The sequence below is a fragment of the Clavibacter sp. VKM Ac-2873 genome, assembly GCF_015351075.1.
Taxonomy (GTDB): domain Bacteria; phylum Actinomycetota; class Actinomycetes; order Actinomycetales; family Microbacteriaceae; genus Clavibacter.
The window spans coordinates 68,006-88,474 of the sequence record NZ_JADKRS010000003.1 but is presented as its reverse complement, the minus strand read 5'-3'; the positions used below and the strand labels follow the sequence as shown (position 1 = coordinate 88,474).

General features: G+C 73.1%; 22 protein-coding genes. 8 read left to right on the top strand and 14 right to left on the bottom strand.

Annotated elements, in window-relative coordinates; translation table 11 throughout:
- Positions 1-45 precede the first annotated feature (45 nt).
- Positions 46-1,095: an amidohydrolase family protein gene (locus tag ITJ44_RS10345; RefSeq protein WP_194635218.1), complete on the top strand. Its 1,050-nt coding sequence runs from the start codon at positions 46-48 to the stop codon at positions 1,093-1,095.
- A 250-nt stretch (positions 1,096-1,345) separates the two neighbouring features.
- On the opposite strand, the gene ITJ44_RS10340 is transcribed toward ITJ44_RS10345, so the two are convergent.
- Entirely contained in the window at positions 1,346-1,567 is a 222-nt protein-coding gene (locus ITJ44_RS10340) for a hypothetical protein (protein ID WP_194635216.1), read from the bottom strand.
- Between the two features lie 277 nt (positions 1,568-1,844).
- Positions 1,845-2,276, bottom strand: a complete 432-nt coding sequence (locus tag ITJ44_RS10335) for a MarR family winged helix-turn-helix transcriptional regulator (protein WP_194635214.1) — start codon at positions 2,274-2,276, stop codon at positions 1,845-1,847.
- 119 nt (positions 2,277-2,395) lie between these two features.
- Here ITJ44_RS10335 and ITJ44_RS10330 point away from each other — a divergent pair, with 119 nt between their 5' ends.
- Complete coding sequence (locus tag ITJ44_RS10330) at positions 2,396-2,818, top strand: ester cyclase (RefSeq protein ID WP_194635212.1); 423 nt, start codon at positions 2,396-2,398, stop codon at positions 2,816-2,818.
- A 234-nt stretch (positions 2,819-3,052) separates the two neighbouring features.
- Here ITJ44_RS10330 and ITJ44_RS10325 read toward each other — a convergent pair whose 3' ends face one another.
- Positions 3,053-4,147 carry a low specificity L-threonine aldolase gene (locus ITJ44_RS10325; RefSeq protein WP_194635210.1) on the bottom strand — a complete coding sequence of 365 codons (1,095 nt, stop codon included), beginning with the start codon at positions 4,145-4,147 and terminating at the stop codon, positions 3,053-3,055.
- Positions 4,148-4,245: 98 nt separating this feature from the next.
- Between ITJ44_RS10325 and ITJ44_RS10320 the strand changes: the two genes are divergently transcribed.
- Together ITJ44_RS10320 and ITJ44_RS10315 are read left to right on the top strand one after the other, a co-directional pair.
- Positions 4,246-4,854 (top strand): hypothetical protein, encoded by a 609-nt coding sequence (locus ITJ44_RS10320; protein WP_228494970.1) that lies wholly within the window; start codon positions 4,246-4,248, stop codon positions 4,852-4,854.
- Positions 4,844-5,539, top strand: a complete 696-nt coding sequence (locus tag ITJ44_RS10315; protein ID WP_194635208.1) for a nucleotidyl transferase AbiEii/AbiGii toxin family protein — start codon at positions 4,844-4,846, stop codon at positions 5,537-5,539. The genes ITJ44_RS10320 and ITJ44_RS10315 overlap by 11 nt, the downstream gene beginning before the upstream one ends.
- A gap of 25 nt (positions 5,540-5,564) precedes the next feature.
- Here ITJ44_RS10315 and ITJ44_RS10310 read toward each other — a convergent pair whose 3' ends face one another.
- On the bottom strand, positions 5,565-6,221 hold the full coding sequence (locus tag ITJ44_RS10310) for an NUDIX domain-containing protein (RefSeq protein WP_194635206.1): 657 nt from the start codon (positions 6,219-6,221) through the stop codon (positions 5,565-5,567).
- Positions 6,222-6,298: 77 nt separating this feature from the next.
- Positions 6,299-7,570, bottom strand: coding sequence for an NAD(P)/FAD-dependent oxidoreductase (locus tag ITJ44_RS10305; protein WP_194635204.1), 1,272 nt, complete (start codon positions 7,568-7,570; stop codon positions 6,299-6,301).
- A 269-nt stretch (positions 7,571-7,839) separates the two neighbouring features.
- On the opposite strand from ITJ44_RS10305, the gene ITJ44_RS10300 reads away from it, so the two are divergent.
- The 3 genes from ITJ44_RS10300 to ITJ44_RS10290 all read left to right on the top strand — a co-directional run bounded on the left by ITJ44_RS10300 (position 7,840) and on the right by ITJ44_RS10290 (position 10,262).
- Entirely contained in the window at positions 7,840-8,286 is a 447-nt protein-coding gene (locus ITJ44_RS10300) for an Asp23/Gls24 family envelope stress response protein (RefSeq protein WP_194635202.1), read from the top strand.
- Between the two features lie 126 nt (positions 8,287-8,412).
- Positions 8,413-9,231, top strand: coding sequence for an aquaporin Z (aqpZ, locus tag ITJ44_RS10295; RefSeq protein WP_194635200.1), 819 nt, complete (start codon positions 8,413-8,415; stop codon positions 9,229-9,231).
- Positions 9,232-9,308: 77 nt separating this feature from the next.
- On the top strand, positions 9,309-10,262 hold the full coding sequence (locus ITJ44_RS10290; RefSeq protein WP_194635198.1) for an Asp23/Gls24 family envelope stress response protein: 954 nt from the start codon (positions 9,309-9,311) through the stop codon (positions 10,260-10,262).
- 24 nt (positions 10,263-10,286) lie between these two features.
- On the opposite strand, the gene ITJ44_RS10285 is transcribed toward ITJ44_RS10290, so the two are convergent.
- From ITJ44_RS10285 to ITJ44_RS10265, 5 genes are all read right to left on the bottom strand, one after another.
- Positions 10,287-10,859, bottom strand: a complete 573-nt coding sequence (locus ITJ44_RS10285; RefSeq protein ID WP_194635196.1) for a septum formation family protein — start codon at positions 10,857-10,859, stop codon at positions 10,287-10,289.
- Between the two features lie 239 nt (positions 10,860-11,098).
- On the bottom strand, positions 11,099-12,232 hold the full coding sequence (locus tag ITJ44_RS10280; protein WP_194635194.1) for an ABC transporter permease: 1,134 nt from the start codon (positions 12,230-12,232) through the stop codon (positions 11,099-11,101).
- A complete protein-coding gene (locus ITJ44_RS10275; RefSeq protein WP_194635192.1) occupies positions 12,229-13,110 on the bottom strand; it encodes an ATP-binding cassette domain-containing protein in 882 nt (293 codons plus the stop codon). The genes ITJ44_RS10280 and ITJ44_RS10275 overlap by 4 nt, the downstream gene beginning before the upstream one ends.
- 123 nt (positions 13,111-13,233) lie before the next feature.
- Entirely contained in the window at positions 13,234-14,142 is a 909-nt protein-coding gene (locus ITJ44_RS10270) for an SMP-30/gluconolactonase/LRE family protein (RefSeq protein WP_194635190.1), read from the bottom strand.
- Positions 14,139-14,945: an SDR family NAD(P)-dependent oxidoreductase gene (locus tag ITJ44_RS10265; protein ID WP_194635188.1), complete on the bottom strand. Its 807-nt coding sequence runs from the start codon at positions 14,943-14,945 to the stop codon at positions 14,139-14,141. The genes ITJ44_RS10270 and ITJ44_RS10265 overlap by 4 nt, the downstream gene beginning before the upstream one ends.
- Positions 14,946-14,997: 52 nt before the next feature.
- Between ITJ44_RS10265 and ITJ44_RS10260 the strand changes: the two genes are divergently transcribed.
- Positions 14,998-15,780: an SDR family oxidoreductase gene (locus ITJ44_RS10260; protein WP_194635186.1), complete on the top strand. Its 783-nt coding sequence runs from the start codon at positions 14,998-15,000 to the stop codon at positions 15,778-15,780.
- Between the two features lie 30 nt (positions 15,781-15,810).
- On the opposite strand, the gene ITJ44_RS10255 is transcribed toward ITJ44_RS10260, so the two are convergent.
- Genes ITJ44_RS10255 through ITJ44_RS10240 form a run of 4 tightly spaced genes read right to left on the bottom strand, consistent with a single transcriptional unit; the run spans position 15,811 to position 20,415 of the window.
- The gene (locus ITJ44_RS10255) at positions 15,811-16,119 is read right to left on the bottom strand and encodes a hypothetical protein (RefSeq protein ID WP_194635754.1); all 309 of its coding nucleotides are present in this window, start codon (positions 16,117-16,119) and stop codon (positions 15,811-15,813) included.
- A gap of 58 nt (positions 16,120-16,177) precedes the next feature.
- Entirely contained in the window at positions 16,178-16,921 is a 744-nt protein-coding gene (locus ITJ44_RS10250; protein ID WP_194635184.1) for a response regulator transcription factor, read from the bottom strand.
- Positions 16,918-18,327 (bottom strand): sensor histidine kinase, encoded by a 1,410-nt coding sequence (locus ITJ44_RS10245; RefSeq protein WP_194635182.1) that lies wholly within the window; start codon positions 18,325-18,327, stop codon positions 16,918-16,920. The genes ITJ44_RS10250 and ITJ44_RS10245 overlap by 4 nt, the downstream gene beginning before the upstream one ends.
- 60 nt (positions 18,328-18,387) lie before the next feature.
- Entirely contained in the window at positions 18,388-20,415 is a 2,028-nt protein-coding gene (locus tag ITJ44_RS10240; RefSeq protein ID WP_370551673.1) for a rhamnogalacturonan lyase, read from the bottom strand.
- Between the last annotated feature and the right edge of the window lie 54 nt (positions 20,416-20,469).

Here is a 20,469-nt window from a genome sequence, read left to right as displayed (position 1 = left end):
ACCACACGCACGTGACATCCATCAACGCCATCGGAGGTTCTTGACATGCCAGGAAAGATCGACGTCCACCAGCACCTGCTCCCGCCCCTCTACTTCGAGGCGCTGAAGGCGGCAGGAGAGCGGGCGATGGGGAGCGGGGCCGGGTCGGCCGGGGGCGCCCCGGCCGTATCGGGCGGATCCGCGCAGTGGAATCCGTGGGCGCCGAACGGCGACACGGGACCGCGACGGGGTCCGCGCACGATCGGCGGCTGGCAGATGCCGGAATGGGACCCCGAAGCGGCCATCGCGATGATGGACGAGGCCGGCATCCAGACCGGGATCCTGTCGATGAGCGCACCCGGCGTCCACTTCGGTGACGATGCCGCGGCCCGGGTGCTCGCGCGCGACCTGAACGACTACCAGGCCGAGCTGGTCCGGTCGCGGCCGGACCGGTTCGGGCACTTCGCCGTGCTGCCGCTGCCGGACTTCGACGGCGCGGTCGCCGAGGCCGTCCGGGCGCTCGACGAGCTCCACGCCGACGGGGTGCTCCTGCTGTCGAACGCGAACGGGCGCTACCTCGGTGATCCCGCGTACGAGCCGCTGTGGGTGGAGCTCGCGGCGCGCTCGGCCGTGGTCTTCGTGCACCCCACGTCGCCGCCGATCGCGCAGCTGCCGGGGATGCCGACGGCGCTGCTGGACTTCCCGTTCGACACGACGCGCACCGCCGTGGACCTCGTCGCCCACGGCGTGTTCGACCGGCACCCGGACCTGCGCGTGATCCTCTCGCACGCGGGCGGGTTCCTGCCCTACGCGGCCAGCCGCTTCAGCGCCGCCGCGATGTTCAACCCCGGCACCACGCCGGAGGGCATCCAGGCGGGACTGCGCAAGTTCTACTTCGACACCGCGTTGTCCGCGTCGCCCACGTCCCTGCCGTCGCTCCTCGCGTTCGCGGAGCCGGGTCACATCCTCTACGGGAGCGACTTCCCCTACGCCGACCCGGAATGGAGCGCGCGCTTCGACCACGAGCTGGACGTCTATGACGGCCCCGGGGCGGAGCGGCTCGGAGAGGTGGACCGCTCCGCCGCCGAGGCGCTGTTCCCGCGCCTGGCGAGGTAGGGCGGAAGCGCCCGCTCCGGATCGCAGGCGCAGCGACGATCGTGCGATAGGTGGCACGAGTTCACGTGACGGTCGGATGAGCCCCTGACGCGCCTCACGCAGACTGGCTACGTCACGGGATTTCGGTTCAGACTCCACCGCGCGAGACGTGATGCTGGTGCGCATTGCTGCTCTCCAGGAGCGGCACGTTCGTCGCCACCGCACCACGGCGCCGCCTTCACGTAGCTGAAGACGGCGCCGTGGGGCGTGCCTAGTTGTCGGGTCCGCAGTGGACGCTCGGGGGCCACTCGAAGGTCGGGGTCCCGGAGTAGCACGGGTCGGGGCGGACCTGGTGGTGGTAGCGGAGGCTGGTGCTCTCCAGCCTCGGGGTCGAGGCCTGGGCGGACATGGGGGTGAGGATCATGGCGGCGCTCATCGCGCCGAGGAGGAGAAGGGATCGCGTCGTCGTGACGCGGGAGGTGCTGCTCATCATGGCTGTCCCGTTCTGTCGTGTGCTGCGGATGCTCTCCAGCGGGACTTGCAATCCCCGCCGAGAGCGCCGGATCCGGCGCCGCACACAGTAGGGGAAGGCGCCGAGGGCCCGAGCGTCGCGTCCCCGTCGTCGTGGGTGGCAGGTGCCTCCCCGTCATGACGGGGTTCGCGGTTCCGTGGTCGTCGCGCCGGGACGCCCGGTGCGGCACGCCCCCCCCGGCGGCTGATGACGCCGAGCTGGCCGGGGCGTACGCCGTCCCCCGTGTCCATCGCTCGGTTCAGCGGCTCGACTCCAGCGCCTGCTGCACGCGCTCCAGCGCGGCGAGGCCGGCCGAGATCGCCGCGGCGTCCGCATGGCCCAGCACGGCGTCCAGCGCCTCGACGAACCGGTCGTGCGCTGCCGTCAACGCGGCCTCGCCGGCGGGGGAGAGGCGGCTGCGGACGCTCCGCCGGTCGGTGGGATCGGGCGCGCGCACGAGGAGCCCGCCGGCGTCGAGGCGGTCCAGGAGCCGGCTGGCCGCGGCGATGGAGCCGCCGACGCCGGTCGCGACGTCCTGCACGCGGGCTCCGTCGGGCGCCGCCGCGATGACCCGCAGCACCTCGAGGCGCGCCAGGCTCACGACACCATCGCCGCGCATCCGCCTCTCCACGGCGTTCCAGAGGTCGGTCTCGTGCCGCACCACGGCGGCGAAGTACTCCTGGGCGCTCATCCGCGCACCTCCTCCGTCGCCGGTGGAAGGAGCCGGCACCGCCAGGCTAGCGGATGTGCTTGCTATGTAAAGTATCCGCCGCGGGTGCCGCTCGGGCGCCTCGACGAGATCGGAGAGACATGAGCCACGACCTGCGTGCCACGATGCAGCGGTTCCTCGAGTTCATCAACAGCGGAGACGAGGCGATCGGCCGCGAGGTGATCCACCCGGATGCGGCGTTCATGACGCCGTTCTCCCCCGAGCCCCTGCACGGACTCGACGGCTACCTCCAGATCCTCGGAGTCATGCGGGGCGCGATCCCGGACGTGCAGTGGACCCTCGAGCAGCTGGTCGTCGAAGGCGACCATGTCGCCGCCCGCTTCGAGCTCCGCGGGACGCACGGTGGCGAGTTCCTCGGCGTCCCGGCGACGGGGAAGCCCATCGCCGTCGCCGCGAGCAACTTCTACCGCTTCGCAGACGGCAGGATCATCGACGAGACCGGGCAGCCGGACCTCCTCGCCCTGCTCGGTCAGATCGGCGCGCTGCCCGCCCCGCGGGGATGACGCGCGCGGTGGGCCGGGTGGCCGACCCGCGCCGGACGGAGCCTCGACGCCGATCGGGCCACGCGCCCGTGCGGCTCTCCCCGGGCAGGCGCCAGTGAACGGGGCAACGCCTTCATCGACGGTCAGGAGACCTCCACATGCCGCTGCGCGCTTCCCGCACCTGAACCTGACCCTGGGCGGAGCGGCGGCACGGCTCCCGAGCGCCGTCCTCCGGCCTCGAGGATGCGGAGGGAGCTACGCCGCCCCGACCTCCCGGCGGATCGCCGCGGCGAAGCGGTCGATGTCGTCCTCGGTGGTGTCGAAGGAGCACATCCAGCGCACCTCGCGGCGGGCCGGGTCCCAGTCGTAGAAGCGGAACTCGGAGCGGAGGCGGTCGGCGACGCCGTCGGGCAGGATCGCGAACAGGCCGTTCGCCTGCGTCTCCTGCGTGAACTCGACGCCGTCCACGCCGTCGAGCGCGGACCGGAGGCGCGCGGCCATGCCGTTCGCGTGGCGGGCGGAGCGGAGGTAGAGCGGCACGCCGTCGACCTCGGATCCGAGGAGCGCCAGCAGCTGCGCGCTCACGAACCGCATCTTCGAGGCGAGCTGCATGTTGAGCTTGCGGAGGTAGGTGAGGCCCTCGGACGCCTCGGGATCGAGCACCACGATCGCCTCGCCGTAGAGCAGGCCGTTCTTCGTGCCGCCGAAGCTCACGACGTCGACGCCCGCATCCGAGGTGAAGGCGCGGAACGGGGCGTCCAGCGTGGCGGCGGCGTTGGAGAGGCGCGCGCCATCCATGTGCAGGCGCATGCCGCGCTCGTGCGCGTGGTCGGCGATCGCCCGCACCTCGGCCGGCGTGTAGACCGTGCCGAGCTCGGTGGTCTGCGTGATGCTCACGGCCAGCGGCTGCGCGCGGTGCTCGTCGCCCCAGCCCCATGCCTCGCGGTCGATGAGCTCGGGCGTGAGCTTGCCGTCCTCGGTGGGCACTTGCAGGAGCTTGATGCCGCCGACGCGCTCGGGGGCGCCGCCCTCGTCGGTGTTGATGTGCGCGGTGGTCGCGCAGATCACGGCGCCCCAGCGCGGCAGCATCGAGAGGAGGCCGGTGACGTTCGCGCCCGTGCCGTTGAACACGGGGAACGCCTCGGCGCCGCGGCCGAAGTGCTCGCCCACGACCTCCTGGAGCCGGGCCGTGTACGCGTCGCCGCCGTACGCGACCTGGTGCCCGCCGTTCGCGGCCGCGATGGCCTCGAGCACCTCGGGGTGGATCCCGGAGTAGTTGTCGGAGGCGAACCCGCGGGCGGCGGTGTCGTGGAGGCGGAGGGGGGAGACGGGGGAGGTGGCGTCGGTCACCTGTCCATCCTCGCCTACCCGACGAGGTTGCTCTGGCTTTGGTCGCAGGTTTACCTGTAGATTGATACTCAGGAATTCCAAAGAGCGAGGGGTGTGCCATGAAGGGCAACGAACTGGTTTGGCGCACTCTCGCTGACGCTGCACTCCTGCAGGAGCGCAGGTGGAAGAGCGTCGAGGATCTCGCCTTCGCCTCGGGGGTGCCTGCCTCGACGACGAACCTGGCCCTTGATCGCCTGAGCCTCATTGGCGCGATCCTCAAGTATCCCCGCGGTGGCTTCTCGGTGACGAGCCTGGACAAGGTGCTCACCTTGTTGTGTGCGCGGAGGAACCTCATCCAAGACACCCTCGCCATGACCACGGTCGAGGGGGCCAGACCGCTCATGGACAGCTCGGCTGGTCCCTATGCGCTCGGCGGTCCGGACGCGGCGAACGTGCACCTCGGTGGTGTCCATGTCGCTGACTTCGTCGAGCATCTGCTCTACGTGCCTCATGTGGCCGCGGCGACGAAGCTGCCGCCTGGCGGGGAGGTCCGGATCGTCGCCATGGACAAGCGTGCAGCACGGACGTGGGGCGGGTACAGCTCGCCAGCCCAGACCTATGCCGACCTCTTCGCGACTCCAGGGTGGGCTGCGTCCGAATACCGATACGCGATCCGTGACAAGTTCCTCCGGGAACGCGAGTGGGACCAGGCTCCCGATGCCACCTGACATCTCCGCCGACGAGTCCGCGCAGCTACACCTCCTCGTCGACTCCCTCGGATACGAGCTCGACCCGTCGATCCTGATCGGAGGGTGGGCGACCTACCTGAGGGTCGGTGGTGATATCAGCCAGGACATCGACCTCATCGTCCAGGACCCGTCTCGACGGGTCACCCTGCGGGATCGATTGGAGGACTACAGCGAGAGCTCTCGGCACAGCGGAGGGGCAAAGAAGGCTCGAGGCACAGCGGATGGCATCCACATAGACGCTTACTTCCCCTACGAGTCCCAGCTCGGGGACCACCTGCTGCTGAAGGTGGAGGTACTCGCGCGATACGTCGACGATCAGAAGCTGCGCGGTTGGTCCCTCCTCACCATCGAAGCGCACATCACCACGAAGATGGCGGCGTTGCTCGACCGACCTGATTCGGAGAAAGGCGCCAAGGACGCTCGCGAGCTCGTGAGGCTCATCGAGTTCGGCGGAGATCCGGCAACGGTGATCCGCATCCTCCTGGAGGCGACCGCAGGAGATCCTGCCGCGATACCCGACCAGGTGGCGCGGGCATTCGCCCTGCTCGCAGATCGTGCGGGCTTCAACAAGGCGCAGAGGAAGCGCTATCGCGACATGGCGCGGGACTGGGAGGAGGAGGCGCGGATCCAGGTCCGCGGTTCGGGTCCGGCACCTGTGCTCTGAGCATTCCCGTCGAGGGAATGCGAACCTACGCCGGGAACCCGTGCAGCGCCACGTGCTGGAGCAGGATCACCGTCTTGCCGTCGGCGATGCGGCCGTCGGCGACCATCGCGAGCGCCTCCTCGAGCGTGACCTCGATCCGCTCGATGTCCTCGCCCTCCTCGGCCACGCCGCCGCCCACGCCCACGACGTCGGCCGGCGTGTACGCCGCGAGGTAGTGGTGCACGCGCTCGGTGACGGATCCGGGGCTCATGAAGAGGTCGAACAGGTGCGTGAGCGCGACGACCTCGACGCCCAGCTCCTCGCGGGCCTCGCGGCGGATCGCGTCCTCGGGGGAGTCCTCGTCGAGGAGGCCGGCCGCTGCCTCGATCAGCATGCCGTCGGGGTGGCCGTTGACGTACGCGGGGTAGCGGAACTGGCGGGTGAGGAGGATCCGGTGGGTGTCGGCCGCGTAGAGCAGGACGGTGGCGCCGTCCCCCCGGTCGTAGGTCTCGCGCTGCTGCTCCTGCCAGGATCCGTCGCGCAGCCGCAGGTCGAGCGTCGTCCGGCGGAGCACGTGCCAGCCGTCGGAGGTGACCTCGACGCGCTTCACGGCCACGTCGGGGTTGCGGTCGAGGTCCGTCCCGCGGAGGTGGAGGCCGGTGCGGCCCCGGGTGTCGGGCACGGTCTCACCGGGGCGCGTCATGGATCCATCGTGGCGGCCGGGGTCGCGGCGGCGCGTCCGCCGGACGGCGGATCGGCACAGCGATCAGGCGTGGGCGATCAGGCGCGCCCCTGCAGGATCAGGTTCCAGTAGACCCACGGCAGCACGTACCGGTCGGCGAGGAACGTGATGCGGCGCTCCTTCGCGAGGCCCGTCCAGCCCGGGATCGTGGGCTTCGGGCGGTAGCGGTCGTCGAACTCCGCGAACACCACGGTCGAGCGCGAGACGACGAACGGGCACACGGAGTACCCGTCGTAGACCTGCGGCAGCGGCTTCCCCTGCCGGGCGGCGACGAGGTTCTTCGCGACCGCGGTGGTCTGGTTGCGGAGGGCGCCGCCGGACTTCGAGTTCGTGGTGGCCGCCGCGTCGCCGAGCGCCCACACGTCGGGGAAGCGCGGGTGGCGGAGGGTGAGCGGATCCACCTCGACGAAGCCGCCCGCATCGCCGGGCGCCGCGAGGCCGGTGCCCGCGAGCCAGTCGGGCGCGGACTGCGGCGGGACCGCATGGAGCACGTCGTAGGCGATGGTCTCGCGCTCGGCGACGCCCGCGTCGTCGGCATGCGCCGCGTGATCCGGCCCGAGGAGCGCGCGGGCGCGGGCATCGCCGGCGATCTCCACGGTGCGGGCGACCGGATCCACGCCCACGAGCTCGCGCCCGTACCGCACCTCGATGCCGTACTCGGCGACCTTGCGCTCCAGCTCGGCGTCGACGAGCGGCATGCCGAACAGGGTGGGCGTCGGCACCACGAGCACCACGCGGATGTCGTCGAGCACGCCGACCGCGCGCCAGTGGTCGCACGCGAGGTACATGGGCTTCTGCGCCGCGCCCGAGCAGGTGCCCGGTCCGCCGGGCTGCGTGAAGACGACCGTGCCCGAGCGCACGTCGCGCAGCACGCGCGAGGCCTTCGCGGCGTAGCGGTGCTCGTAGTTGGAGATGCCGACGGGCGAGTCCATCGCCTCCGCGAGGCCGGGCACGCGGTCCCAGTCCTTCTGGATTCCGGGGCACACGATGAGGTCGCCGTAGGAGAGGCGCCCGCCGGAGGTGAGCGCGACCGTCTTCTGGACCGGGTCGATGCCGGCGACGCGGTCCTGGAGCCACGTGACGCCCTTCGGCGTGACGGATCCCTGCGGCCGGGTGGCCTGCGACGCCCGCGCGGTGCCGCCCGCCACGTGCGAGAACATCGGCTGGTAGTAGTGCGTGTCGCGCGGCTCGACGACCGCGACGTCGTCGACGCCGTACCGCCGGAGCCGTCCGGCGACCGAGAGGCCCGCGTTCCCCCCGCCGATGACGAGGACGTCGTGGTGCGGGATCGTGCCGTCGGCGTCGGTCATGGCCTCAACCTAGGCCTGCCCGGCGACATCCGGACCGGCGGCGGAGGACCGGTCGGCGGCGCATCCGGCCGCGCCCGCGTTCCTGGCCGGAAAGCGCACGCCGGAGGCTGCCCGGTGGCCACGGAGCGAACGGCGGCGCCTCGCTCCTGAGGGAACGCTGGACGTCCGGGACGGTCCGGGCGCCCTGCCCGTCTCCTTGACGTGCCGGTCATCGAGCTGGCACCGCGACCCGCATCCGGGATCGCGCCACCGAGCATCAGGAGCACCACATGACCGACGTCACCCCCGCCACCGCCTCCAGCCGCGCCGCCGCGAAGCACACGCCCGCCGACTCCGCCGCCGGCAAGAACACCATCGCCGACGGCGTCGTCGAGAAGGTCGCCGGCATCGCGGCCCGCCAGGTCCCCGGCGTCCACGACCTGGGCAACGGCGCCGCGCGTGCCGTCGGCGCGATCCGCAACGTCATCGGCCAGCAGGACCGCGGCCAGGGCATCTCCGTCGAGGTCGGCGAGAAGCAGGTCGCCGCGGACATCGTCGTCGTCGCCGAGTACCCCGTCGCGCTGCAGGACCTCGCCGACCGGATCCGCGAGTCCGTCACCGACGCCATCTCGCAGGTCGTCGGCATGGACGTGACCGAGGTCAACGTCACCGTCTCCGACGTGCACATCCCGTCGGACGACAAGGACGACGACGACCAGAAGAGCCGCGTCCAGTAGCACCGCCCGCGCGGACGGGACCGGGCGCGCCCGGTCCCGTCGCCGTGCGCGGGGCATCCCGTCCCGCGCGACCCGAGCCACCCGCAACCGCATCACCAGCATCCGCACCACTGAGGACACGAACCGATGAGCACGTCGACCACCGCCACGAACGCCCCCCGCGACACCCCGGCCCAGGGCCGCGGGCAGAAGGCGGCATCCGTCGGGAACCGCCCGTCCGCCGCCGCGCGCTGGGGCGCCGAGGCGTTCGGCACGTTCCTCCTCGTCTTCGGCGGCGTCGGCACCGCGCTCTACGCGTCCGCGTTCCCGGACGACGGCAACGCCACCGGCGTCGGCTTCCTCGGCGTCGCGCTCGCGTTCGGCCTCACGGTCATGGCGGGCGTCGCCGCGGTCGGCGGGATCTCCGGCGGCCACTTCAACCCGGCCGTCAGCGTCGGCCTCGCGTTCGCGGGCCGCATCGGCTGGCGCGAGGTGCCCGGCTACGTGATCGCCGAGCTCGTCGGCGGGATCCTCGCGTCCAGCGCCCTCGCGCTCATCGCCGCTGACGGCCCCGCCGGCTACCTCGCGTCGGCGCAGGACGCGGGCTTCGCGTCGAACGGCTACGGCGCCGCATCGCCCGGCGGCTTCGGCCTCGGGGCCGTGCTGCTCGTCGAGGTGATCCTCACCGCCGTGTTCGTGACCGTGATCCTCGCCGTCACCGGCCAGAAGGCGTACGCGTCCGTCGCGCCGATCGTCATCGGGCTGACGCTCACCCTCATCCACCTCATCAGCATCCCGGTCAGCAACACGTCCGTGAACCCGGCCCGCTCCATCGCGGCCGCGATCTACGGCGGACCCGTCGCGCTCGGGCAGGTGTGGGCGTTCATCGTCGCGCCCCTGGTCGGCGCCGCGATCGCGGGCCTCGCGCACCGCGCGCTGACCCGCGCCGCCGACGTCCCCGCCTGAGCCGCGCGCGTTCCCGCCGCCCCGCACCCACCCGCGCACCCACCGATCCGCATCCGCACCACCGAAGGAGCACCGCCGTGAACGACGCCGCACCCGCCATCCGTCCCATCGACCTGACCGGCATCGACGCCGCGCACCCGGAGGGGGAGACGGCCGCGCATCGCGTGGGCGTCGCCGCGGCCGAGACCGCCGCGGGCGTCTCGGGCGTGCACCACCTCGGCGGCACGGCCGCGCGCGCGCTCGACGCCGCGTCGCGGGCGATCCGCGGCACGAGCACGGGACCCGGCGTCACGGTCTCCGAGGAGGCCGGCGGCACCGTGATCGACATCGACCTCGTGGTCGAGTACCCGACGCCCGTGCAGGACGTCGTCGACGAGACGCGGGAGCAGGTCGCCCGCGCAGCCCGGCAGATTGCCGCCGGCGACGTGCGCGTGAACATCCGCGTGACCGACGTGCACGGTCCGTTCGACGACGAGCAATCGCCCGCGGGCGCCGCGCTCGAGAAGGCGAAGGACGCCGGGGCGGACGCCGTGGAGAAGGCGAAGGCGGCCGGGTCCGAGGGGCTCGAGAAGGCGAAGGCGGCGGGGTCCGAGGGGCTGGAGAAGGCGAAGGCGGCGGGATCCGAGGTCGCGGATCGCGCCCGCGAGGCCGGTGACCGCATCCAGGACGCGTCCGCCGACGCCGCCGCCCGCGCGCAGGCCGCGGGGGCGCGCGCCGCGGACACGGCCCGGGAGGTCGGCTCCGAGGTGGCCGACCGCGCGAAGGCCGCCGGCGCCGTCCTCGCCGACTCCGCGAAGGCGGACGTCGAGGAGACGCAGGAGAAGGCCCAGGAGCGCCACGACGCCGACGCCGAGTTCGACACCTACGCGGAGCACGCCGGATCCGGCCCCGAGGTCACCGTGATCGTCGAGGGGGACGGCGAGGGCGCCACGCGCGTCGAGGTGGACGGCCCCGCGACGGTCGAGGTGCAGGGCGACCGCGTGGAGGTCGACGGCGCTACCCGCGGCGGCGAGGAGGCCGGCCGCGTCTAGCGAGCCGTCGGCCCGCCCGCGTCGCTATCGCCCGATGCCGGCGAGCGAGCCCACGGTCTTCCCCGCGGGATCCCCGATGACGCAGGTCACGGCGCGGTCGCCGGTGCTCCAGCTGTCGCTCGTGGGCTGGTAGCCCTGGTAGTCGTAGATCGAGTCCTGGTAGTCGAAGCCGACGAAGGGCCCGAACGCCCCGCCGCACAGGTCGTCGGCCTGCGTGGACACCGCGTCATCGCCCGGGAACGCGCCGCCCGGGATCGTGAGGGCCGCGTAGACCTCGAAGTCGTGCGGCGCGGAGCACGGCACCGTGCTCACGTCGCTCACCTCGCTGCGGTCCCGCGCGTCGGTGTCGCCCGCGGGAAGCGCATCGTCCGGGTCCTGCGCGTTGACGGCGGCCAATGCGGCGTCGTCGAGGCAGTCGCCCTGGCGCAGCGTGAAGACGTCGGTGGTGCCGCCGGCGGTGATGGATCCGTCGTCGTCGCGCGTCTCGGCGTGCGGCACGAGGTCGGCCAGCTGCTGCAGGGAGCACCCGCTCAGCATCGCGGTGAGGAGGACGGCCGCGAACGCGGTGGGCAGGATGCGGCGGGCGGCGACGGCCATGGGGGTCCTCGGGTTCGGGGAGCGGGTCGGGCTCACCGTAGCGTCGCGCGCGGGCGAGCCGCGCGAGTTCACGCGCCGTGCCGGGCCGGCGTCGGGCGACACGAAAGACGTCGGGCGGGCACGGCCCGCGGTCGTGATCGCGTGGACGATCGTCCGGGGGAGCGCGGCGCCCGGCCGCACCCGCAGGGGGAGCGGATGCGGCCGGGCCGTCGAGGGCGCGCGGCGGTCGCGCGGGCGGGTCAGCCCCTCAGCGCGTCCTTCAGCTTCACGCGGGATCCGGTGCGGAGCAGCGAGTTGCTGTAGATCCGCGACCCGAGGGCCACGACGACCGCCGTCGTCGCGATGAGCACGGCGAGCGAGACGAGCGGCTCCCACCACTGCGCGGATCCGAGGAACAGGCGCATCGGCATCCCGACCGGGGCCGAGAACGGGATGTACGACATGACCGTCATCACCACGGGGTTGTCGTTGAAGAAGATGACCGCGAAGTACGGGATCATCACGAGGTACGTGACCGGCGCCGTGACGGCGCCCACGTCCTCCTGGCGGGACACGAGCGAGGCCGCGGCCGCGAAGAGCGATGCGAGCAGCACGAACCCGAACAGGAAGAACACGACGAACCAGATCACCGCGGGGCCGACGATCGCGAGCAGCGCGGTCTGGCCGGTCACGAGGAGGCCGACGCCGGACATCAGGGCGATGAGCGCGATCTGCGTGAACGCCAGGATGCTGTTGCCGAGCACCTTGCCGGCGAGCAGCGCGCGCACGGGGATGGTCGACATGAGCAGCTCGACCACGCGGGTCTGCTTCTCCTCGACGACGCTCTGGGCGATGATCTGCCCGAACGTCAGCGCCGAGATGAAGAACACGATGCCGAACGCGAGCGCCACGATGTAGGCGATGGCGGGATTCGTGGTCGGCTCGTCGAGGAGCTCGACGCGGGGGGTGTCGGTGAGGGCGCTCACGACGCCGTCGGGGGCGGAGGTGTCGCCGATCACGAGCACGGCGCCGTCGGCGCCGGCCTGGGTGTCGGGCACGACCGCGGCCTCCACGTCGCCGTCGCGCACCATCGACCGCGCGTCCTCGACGCTGTTCGCGGGCACGCCCTCGAGCGACGGCGCGCCGGACACGGCCTGCGCGGCGGAGCCGACGACGGCCACGCGCGTGGTCTCGCTGCCGCCGCCGGGGCCGCCGTTCGCGGTGAGGAAGCCGCTCACGATGATGGAGGCGAGGACCCCGACGAGCAGGATCCCCGTGCTGATGAGGAACGACTTGCTGCGCAGGCGCATGCGCACCTCGCGGCCCGTCACGAGCATCGTGGACTGGGCGAACGTCGGGGCGGCGCCCCGTCGGGTGGCGCTGGTGGTGCTCACTGGACGACCTCCTGGAAGATCTCGCTGAGGGTGGGGCGGCGGCGGGTGAACCCCGTGACGGATCCGCGGGAGACGGCCTCGGCGAGCACGCGCTGCCGCGCCTCCTCGTCGGCCTCGAAGAGCACGTAGCCGCCGTCGAACTCCACGACCTCGACGCCGGGCACGTCGCGCACCCAGCCGCCGTCGCCCGCGATCTGCAGCTCCGTGAGGGGGCGGCTGTGCTGGTCGCGCAGCTCCTCGCGGTCGCCGGATGCGCGGATCCGGCCCTCGGCGATGACGACCACGTCGTCGCAGAGGCGCTCCACGATGTCGAGCTGGTGCGAGGAGAAGAGCACGGGCACGCCCTGCGCGGCCCGCTCGGTGAGGACGCCGAGCACGGTCTCGACGGCGATCGGGTCGAGCCCGGAGAACGGCTCGTCGAGCACGAGCACCTCGGGGTCGTGCACGAGGCTCGCGGCGATCTGCGCCCGCTGCTGGTTGCCGAGCGACAGCGACTCGATGGGGTCGTCACGGCGCTCGCCGAGGCTGAGTCGCTCGAGCAGGAGCTCGGTGCTCGTGGTCGCGTCGGCGGCGCTCATGCCGTGCAGGCGACCGAGGTAGACGATCTGCTCCTGCAGCTTCATCTTCGGGTAGAGGCCGCGCTCCTCGGGCATGTAGCCGAAGGTGCGGCGGCTCGAGGTGCCGAGGTCGCTCCCGTTGAGCGACACGGTGCCGGAGTCGGCGGTGAGCACGCCGAGCATGATCCGCATGGTGGTGGTCTTGCCGGCGCCGTTGCCGCCGACGAATCCGGTCAGCCTCCCCGGCCGCACGGCGAAGGACACGTCGTCGAGGACGCGGCGGTCCCCGAACGATCGCGTGACGTTCTGGACTTCGAGCACGAATGGCCTCCTCGGTGGGCATGGGTGATCCGTGCTGCTCACGCTAGGTGCGGGGGCGCGCGGGGGCGTCCGCCGTGAGGGGGAACCCGGTGGGGGACGGGGGGGGGGGCGGCTCAGTCCCTCTCAGTCCCGGTAGGCCGATGGTCCTGGCCCCGCGACGCCCGGCCGCACCGCGAACAGCATGCCCGCGCGCGGATGCCGGGCCGAGTCCTCGGGCGTGTAGCCCTCCTGCGAGGTCGTGATCACGAGCACGTCGCGATCCGGGCCGACGAACGCGCAGCTGGACACCTGGGGCGCATCCACCCGCACCGAGCCGACGTGCTCGCCGGTCGGGGAGTAGCGCCGCACCTCGCTGCCGCCCCACAGCGCGATCCAGAGGAACCCCTCGTCGTCGAGGCACATGCCGTCGGGGTGGCCGTCTGCGGGGTCGATCTCGACCACCACCTCGGGATCCGCCACCCCCGGCCGGCCGCTGCCGTCGTCGTCGGTGACCCGGAAGCGGCGCACCTGCTGCGTGGTCGTGTCGATGTAGAGCATCTCGGCGCCGTCGGCGGAGAACGCGGTGCCGTTGGAGATGGTGACGCCCTCGAGCACGGTCGTCGCGCGTCCTCGGTCGAGGAGGTAGAGGGCGCCGGCGCCGGGCGTCTTGTCGAAGGCCATGGATCCCGCCCAGAGCCGGCCCTGCGGATCCACCTCGCCGTCGTTCATGCGGCGCCGGATGCCGTCGGCCGGCAGCACGTCGACCATCGGGATCAGCTCGCCCTCGGCCGTGAGGCGGACGAAGCCGTCGCGCGCGGCGAGCACGTGGCCGCCCTCCGCGTGGCGGACGACCGCGCCGACCGGTCCGCCGACGTGCGTCTCGCGGACCGGCCCGACCGCGAACGTCACGGGATCGAACGCGGCCTCGCGCACGATGCCGACGTACTGGTCGGCCCAGAGGAGGGTGCCGCGCTCGGTGTCCCAGAGCGGCGCCTCGGCGTGCTCGGCGCGGACGGCGTCGAGCGGCACGGCGTCCCAGACGGCGACGCTCATCGAGGATCCGCCGAGATGCCGTCCCGCGGCCCGCGCTCCGGCGCGCCCGCGCCCTCGTAGGCGCGCTGCGGCATCTGCGTCGCGAGCTTGCCGCCGCTCACGTCGACGAGCGTGCCCGTGATGTAGCCGGCGCGGTCGCTCGCGAGGAAGACGAGGAGGTCGGCCACGTCGTCGGGCCGCTCCCAGCGGCGGATGCTGAGGGTGTCCAGCAGGCGGTCCTGCGCCGGCTCCGGCATCTCGGCGAAGCCGTTCATGGCGGTGGGGATCATGCCGGGTGCGTAGGCGTTGACGGTGATGCCCCACGGCCCGAGCTCGCTTGCGAGCACGCGCGTGAACTGCACGACCGCGGCCTTCGAGGCCCCGTAGGCGGCCGCGCCGACGCTCGGGATGACGGCCGCGAACGACGCCGCGTTGATGATGCGCCCGCCTCCCGCCGCCTTCATCGTGGGGATGACGGCCTGCGAGAGCAGGAACACGCCGCCCACGTTCACGTCGAACGCCGCCTGGAAGCGCGCGGGCTCGAGCGTCTCGACCGACCCCTCGACGTTGATCCCCGCGTTGTTCACCAGCACGTCGACGCGGCCGGCCTCCTCGACCACCTGCGCGATCGCCGCCTGCACGGAGGCCTGGTCGGTGACGTCGGCGACGATCGCGGTGATCCCGTCCGGCAGCGCGTCGCGGAAGCGGAGGTCGAGCCCGAAGACCCGGCAGCCCTCCTCCCGGAAGCGCTCGGCGATGGCGCGGCCGATGCCCTGCGCGGCACCGGAGACGACGACGAGCCTGTCGTTGAGGTCGATGAGCATGCGTGTTCCCCACAGTCCTAATAGCGTTTCCCTCAACGTAGGGGAGACCGCCATGTCCGGAGCACGGACGCACGACCAGCACGACGACCACGAACGCGACGCGCCGGGGGAGGGAGCGGCGAGCCTGCGGACCCTGTGGATCAGCGGCGCGGGATCCGGCGTCGGCCGCGCGACCGCCGTCGCCGCGGCCCGTGACGGCTGGCACCTCGTGCTCTCGGGCCGCCGCCGGGAGGCGCTCGAGGAGACGCGCGCGCTGGTGGACGACCTCGGATCCACCGCGGTCGTCGCCCCGCTCGACGTGACCGACGACGCCGCGCTCGCCGCCGTGGTCGCGGGCCTCGACCGGCTCGACGGCGTGGTGGTCGCGGCCGGCCTCAACGCCCCGCGCCGCTCCTGGGCCGATCAGGACCTCGCCGACTTCGACCGCATCGTCGCGACCAACCTCACCGGACCCGCGCACCAGGTGGCCGCCGCGCTCCCGCTGCTGCGGGCCTCCGGCGGCACGGTCGTGCTCGTCTCCTCGTACGCGGCGTGGACCCATTCGCCCGGAGCCGGTGTCGCCTACAGCGCCTCGAAGACGGCGCTCTCGACGCTCGTGCGCGACCTCAACGCGCAGGAGGCGGGCGCCGGGATCCGCGCCACGCACCTCTGCCCGGGCACCATCGACAGCGACTTCCTCGCGCTCCGGCCGACCGTGCCCGACGCCGCCGAGCGCGCCGCGATGCTCGCGCCCGAGGACGTGGCGCGCGCCGCGATGTTCGTGCTCGCCTCGCCGCCGCACGTGCGGATCGACGAGCTGGTGCTGTCCCCGATGTCGCAGCGCGGCGGGTTCTAGCCCGGCCCGACCTGCCAGGGGCGGTGGACGTCAGTCGCCGCCGCCGCCTCCACCGTCTCCGCCTCCGCCGTCGCCTCCGCCGCCATGGCCACCGCCGTCGCCGCCGTGCCCGCCGTGCCCGCCGTGCCCGCCGTCACCGTGGCCTCCGCCGTGCCCGTCGGCCATGTGCCCGCTCCACGCGTCGGTCGGGACGTACATGCCGCCGCCGTCGTTCCGCGTGCTCCCTCGGCGGGTCCGCGGCCCGCGCCGATCCCGCGATGTCCCGAAGCCCGTCAGCCCGGCGACGAGGACCAGCACGAGGAACACGGCGTAGCCGACGAGGAACGGCGGGGAATCCATGGCGCCACCCTAGGTGCGGCCCGACGCCCGTGGACAGGGCCGCGGGGATCCGCCGCCGTCAGCTCGCCCCCGGCACCACGATCCCGCGCTCGTACGCGAACACGACCGCCTGCACGCGGTCGCGCACGCCGAGCTTCAGCAGCAGGCGCGAGACGTGCGTCTTCACGGTGGCCTCGCCGAGGTAGAGGCGCTCGGCGATCTCCGCGTTCGCGAGCCCCTCGGCGAGGAGCCGCAGCACCTCGAGCTCGCGGTCGGTGAGGGTCTGCACGCGCGGGTCCGTCGGGATCGTCGGGATCGGCGCGGGGGAGGCGGCGTCGGCGGATCCGCGGCCGAAGCGCTCGATGACGCGGCGCGTGACGTCGGGCGAGAGCAGCGCGTCGCCGCGCGCGATCACGTGCACGGCCTCCACGAGCGACTCGGGCGATGCGCTCTTCAGCACGAAGCCGCTCGCGCCCGCATCCAGCGCGGTGAAGAGGTAGTCCTCGCGGTCGAACGTCGTGAGCATGAGGACGCCCGCGCGGATCGCGGGGTCGGCGACGATGCGCCGCGTGGCCTCGAGGCCGTCGACGCGGGGCATCTGCACGTCCATGCAGATCACGTCGGGCGCGAGCGCGGCGGCCAGGCGCACGCCCTCCTCGCCGTCGGCGGCCTCGCCGACCACCTCGATGCCGTCCTCGCTCTCGAGGATCACCCGGATCCCGGCGCGCACGAGCGCCTGGTCGTCGACGAGCAGGACGCGGATGGATGCGGGGGAGCCGGGCGCGGGGGAGCCGGGCGCGGGGGAGGTCGGGTCGGCGGTCATGCGCGGGTCTCCTCGGGGATGGTCACGTCGACCGGGACGGGCAGCGGCACGGGCGGCACGACCGGCGTCGGCCCGGTCGGCACCGAGGCGCGCACGAGGTAGCCGCCGCGGGCCTTCGGGCCGATCTCGATGGATCCGCCCACCGCCGCCACGCGCTCCCGCATGCCGCGCTGGCCGAGGCCGCCGGGCCCGTTCCGCACGCCACCCGCGGCCGCCGACGCCGCCGCGCCCGCGGGACCGCCGTCGCTCACCTCCACCTCGACGCGGTCGGCCAGGTACCGGAGGCGGAGGTCGACGCGGGCGCCCGTGCCCGCGTGCTTCCGCACGTTCGTGAGCGACTCCTGCGCCACCCGGTAGACGATGAGGTCGACCGTGGGCGTGAGCGGCCGCGGCGTGCCGATGACGTCGAAGGCGACGGCGAGGCCGGCTCCGCGCGCATCCGCCACGAGCTCGTGCAGCTGGTCGACGCCGCGGGTGGATGCGGTTCGGGTCGGATCGGAGTCGGCGGCGCCATCGGATCCCGCGCCGTCGTCCTCCTGCCGGAGCGCGATGAGCATGCGGTGTAGCTCCTCGATGGCGCTGCGCGCGTTGTCCTCCACGATGCCGAGCGATGCCGCCGCCTTCTCGGCGTCGCGCGCGAGGACGCGCCTGGCCGCGCCCGCGTGCACGCCCATCACGGAGACGTGATGCGCGACGACGTCGTGCAGCTCGCGGGCGATGCGCACCCGCTCGAGCGTGACGGCCTGCTCCGCGACCCGCTCGCGCTCGGTCGCGAGCTCGGCCGTGCGCGTCTCGAGGGCGCAGCGGTCGCGCGCCGACGCCCATTCCCGGTCGCCGAAGTACCAGGCGCCGCCGAAGTAGAGGAGGTTCGTGATGATGGAGATGAGGCCAGCGGCGACGGGGGCGGACACCCAGGCGTCGGCGGGGGCGTTGTCGAACCGCGATCCCCTGATGGCGAGGAAGCCGGAGGCCTGCAGCAGGGTCGCGAAGAGCCACGCGAACATCCCCAGCACTATGACCCCGCGCACGATGCGGGCGCGCACCCGGTTCCGGCCCCACGCGCCGAGAGAGTAGAACGCGATGAAGATGGCGATGTTGGCGAACATCGTCTCGGGCACCCGCTGGTAGACGCCGACGATGTACACCGCGCTCACCAGGAGCGTGAGCGCCTCCGGCTGGAGGCGGCGGAGGGCGAGCGGCAGGCTCATCACGAGGATCCACGCGACGATGACCCACATCGGCGGCCGCGACGGGAAGATGCCCACCGCGTAGGAGATGATGCAGCTCCCGGTGGTGAGCACGAGCATCACCAGCGCGAGGAGCACGTCGAAGCGCAGCCCGGCGCGGTCGGGCCGCGGGCGCACCCAGAACCGGTCGACGCTGTCGGGTGCGGGTGCGGCGCTCATCCGCCCACGGTATCGACGCGGCCGCCGCGGGCGCATCCGCCGGATGACGGAACGGGCACGCTATCCGGCCGCGTCGGCAGGCGCGTCCGCAGGCCCACCGTCCGGCCCCGCGAGTCGGATGCGCGGCACGGGCGGCGTGCCCATCCCCGCGCCGATGAAGTAGCTCGCCTCGGGCGGCTGGTCGTAGCCCGTGTTCTGCCACGCGACCGCCAGCCGGTAGACGGGGTCCTGCATGAGCGTGCGCAGCCGCATGTCCGACTGGTCGGTGGTGGAGTAGATGCGCAGCTCGCTCGAGTCGGCGCTGCGCCACACGAGCTCCTCGCGCCAGTCGCCCATCAGGTCGGCCTGGAGCATCGGGTCGCCCTTGGTGCCGTTGTCGCTCAGGGCGCCGTCGGCCCGGAGGACCGTGCGCTGGGTCGCGGTGGCCCAGTCCCACTTCGCGATGAGGGGCGTGCCGGCGCCGATCGAGGCGTCGTAGTCGTCGTCCACGATCTCGCGGAGCGGATCCCCGTCCCACCACGCCGTGAAGACCGTGCCCGGCATGCGGTTCGCGATGAGGTCGCCGTCCGCCGAGCGGAGCTGCGGGTGGTCCTTCCCGTCGGGCCCGAGCCCCGACGCCCACGCCTCCGCGCCGGGGTGGCGGGGATCGACGTCGGCCGCGGATCCGCGCCCCGTGTCGTGGTCGCCGGGGATGCTCCAGAGGATGCGGCCGGTGCGGGCGTCGCGCATGGTCGCCGCCCGATCGCCCGAGCGGGACATGATCTCGTGCACCGCGAACACCTCGTAGCCCGGGTCGTCCGGCACGAGGTCGGCCACGTGCAGGGCGTCGCCGTGCCCGAGGCCGGTGGAGTAGAGGAGCGTCCCGTCGTCGTCGACCGTCATCGAGCCGAACACGATCTCGTCGCGCCCGTCGCCGTCGACGTCCGCGACCTCCATGGCGTGGTCGCCTTCGCCGGCGGCCGCCGCGTTGCCCGGGGTGGCGCTGTCGAGGATCCACCGCTCCACCAGATGCCCGTCGCGCAGGTCGTAGGCGGCGATGGCCGTGCGCGCGTAGTAGCCGCGGCTCACGATGAGGCTGGGGCGCTCGCCGTCGAGGTAGGCGGTGGCGGCGAGGAAGCGGTCGACCCGGTTGCCGTAGGTGTCGCCCCACGACGCGATGGCGCCGCGCGGCGGGTCGTACGGCACGCTGTCGATGACGGCGCCCGTGAGCCCGTCGAACACCGTGAGCGACTCGGGACCCTCCAGCACGCGTCCGGCGGGGTTCCGGTGATCGGCGGACGCGTCGCCGAGCACGTTCCCCTGGCCGTCGACCGTGCCGTCGGCCGTCTTCATCGCGACCTCGGCCCGGCCGTCGCCGTCGTAGTCGTAGACCTGGAACTGCGTGTAGTGGGCCCCGGCGCGGATGTTCGGGCCGAGGTCGATGCGCCACAGGCGGGTGCCGTCGAGCCGGTACGCGTCGAGGAGGACGGGACCCGTGTACCCGGCCTGGCTGTTGTCCTTGGAGTCGCTCGGGTCCCACTTGACGAACAGCTCGTACTGCCCGTCGCCGTCGGCGTCGCCCACGCTCGTGTCGTTGGCGCTGTAGCCGTACGACTCGCCCGTGGGTGTGACGCCGTCGGCGGGCCGGTCGAGGGGCACCGACGTGTACGGGCCGGTGCGCACGCCGAACGAGCCGGTGACCGGCGCCTCGACGCCGTCGAGCACGCTCGAGACGACGTAGTGCGCGTCGGGCCCGCCGTCGGGGTCGAGCAGGTCGGTGGCGTCGGTGAGCGGTGACGGCGTGATGCGCGAGCCGTCGCGGTCGACGACGAACGCGATCGCGTCGGGGTCGGTGCCGAGCATGCGCCAGGAGAGGTGCACGCCGCCCGGGACCGCAGTGGCCTCCGGCGCGCGGTCGAGGCGCTCCATCTGGCGGGCGCCGGTGCCCGACGCCGCGGTGGCGGATGCGGACGAGGGAGCGGCCGTGGCCCCGGGGTCGCCGGCTGCCTCCGCCGGGGCTGCGGATGCGGGGAGCTGGGCGACCGCGACGGCGCCCGCCACGAGCGCGGCGACGAGGGCGCGGCGGAGCCGGCGGCGAGGGACGGGCACGGAGCCTCCGGGTGGATGACGAGGGGATGCGCGAGCCCGATCCGGCGCGGCGGG

What these genes read in the sequence shown, in the direction of transcription:
- ITJ44_RS10345 (WP_194635218.1), top strand. Translation starts at nt 46, where the DNA reads ATGCCAGGAAAGATCGACGTCCACCAGCACCTGCTCCCGCCCCTCTAC.
- ITJ44_RS10340 (WP_194635216.1), bottom strand. Translation starts at nt 1,567, where the DNA reads ATGATGAGCAGCACCTCCCGCGTCACGACGACGCGATCCCTTCTCCTC.
- ITJ44_RS10335 (WP_194635214.1), bottom strand. Translation starts at nt 2,276, where the DNA reads ATGAGCGCCCAGGAGTACTTCGCCGCCGTGGTGCGGCACGAGACCGAC.
- ITJ44_RS10330 (WP_194635212.1), top strand. Translation starts at nt 2,396, where the DNA reads ATGAGCCACGACCTGCGTGCCACGATGCAGCGGTTCCTCGAGTTCATC.
- ITJ44_RS10320 (WP_228494970.1), top strand. Translation starts at nt 4,246, where the DNA reads ATGAAGGGCAACGAACTGGTTTGGCGCACTCTCGCTGACGCTGCACTC.
- ITJ44_RS10315 (WP_194635208.1), top strand. Translation starts at nt 4,844, where the DNA reads ATGCCACCTGACATCTCCGCCGACGAGTCCGCGCAGCTACACCTCCTC.
- ITJ44_RS10310 (WP_194635206.1), bottom strand. Translation starts at nt 6,221, where the DNA reads ATGACGCGCCCCGGTGAGACCGTGCCCGACACCCGGGGCCGCACCGGC.
- ITJ44_RS10305 (WP_194635204.1), bottom strand. Translation starts at nt 7,570, where the DNA reads ATGACCGACGCCGACGGCACGATCCCGCACCACGACGTCCTCGTCATC.
- ITJ44_RS10300 (WP_194635202.1), top strand. Translation starts at nt 7,840, where the DNA reads ATGACCGACGTCACCCCCGCCACCGCCTCCAGCCGCGCCGCCGCGAAG.
- aqpZ (WP_194635200.1), top strand. Translation starts at nt 8,413, where the DNA reads ATGAGCACGTCGACCACCGCCACGAACGCCCCCCGCGACACCCCGGCC.
- ITJ44_RS10285 (WP_194635196.1), bottom strand. Translation starts at nt 10,859, where the DNA reads ATGGCCGTCGCCGCCCGCCGCATCCTGCCCACCGCGTTCGCGGCCGTC.
- ITJ44_RS10270 (WP_194635190.1), bottom strand. Translation starts at nt 14,142, where the DNA reads ATGAGCGTCGCCGTCTGGGACGCCGTGCCGCTCGACGCCGTCCGCGCC.
- ITJ44_RS10265 (WP_194635188.1), bottom strand. Translation starts at nt 14,945, where the DNA reads ATGCTCATCGACCTCAACGACAGGCTCGTCGTCGTCTCCGGTGCCGCG.
- ITJ44_RS10260 (WP_194635186.1), top strand. Translation starts at nt 14,998, where the DNA reads ATGTCCGGAGCACGGACGCACGACCAGCACGACGACCACGAACGCGAC.
- ITJ44_RS10255 (WP_194635754.1), bottom strand. Translation starts at nt 16,119, where the DNA reads ATGGATTCCCCGCCGTTCCTCGTCGGCTACGCCGTGTTCCTCGTGCTG.
- ITJ44_RS10250 (WP_194635184.1), bottom strand. Translation starts at nt 16,921, where the DNA reads ATGACCGCCGACCCGACCTCCCCCGCGCCCGGCTCCCCCGCGCCCGGC.
- ITJ44_RS10245 (WP_194635182.1), bottom strand. Translation starts at nt 18,327, where the DNA reads ATGAGCGCCGCACCCGCACCCGACAGCGTCGACCGGTTCTGGGTGCGC.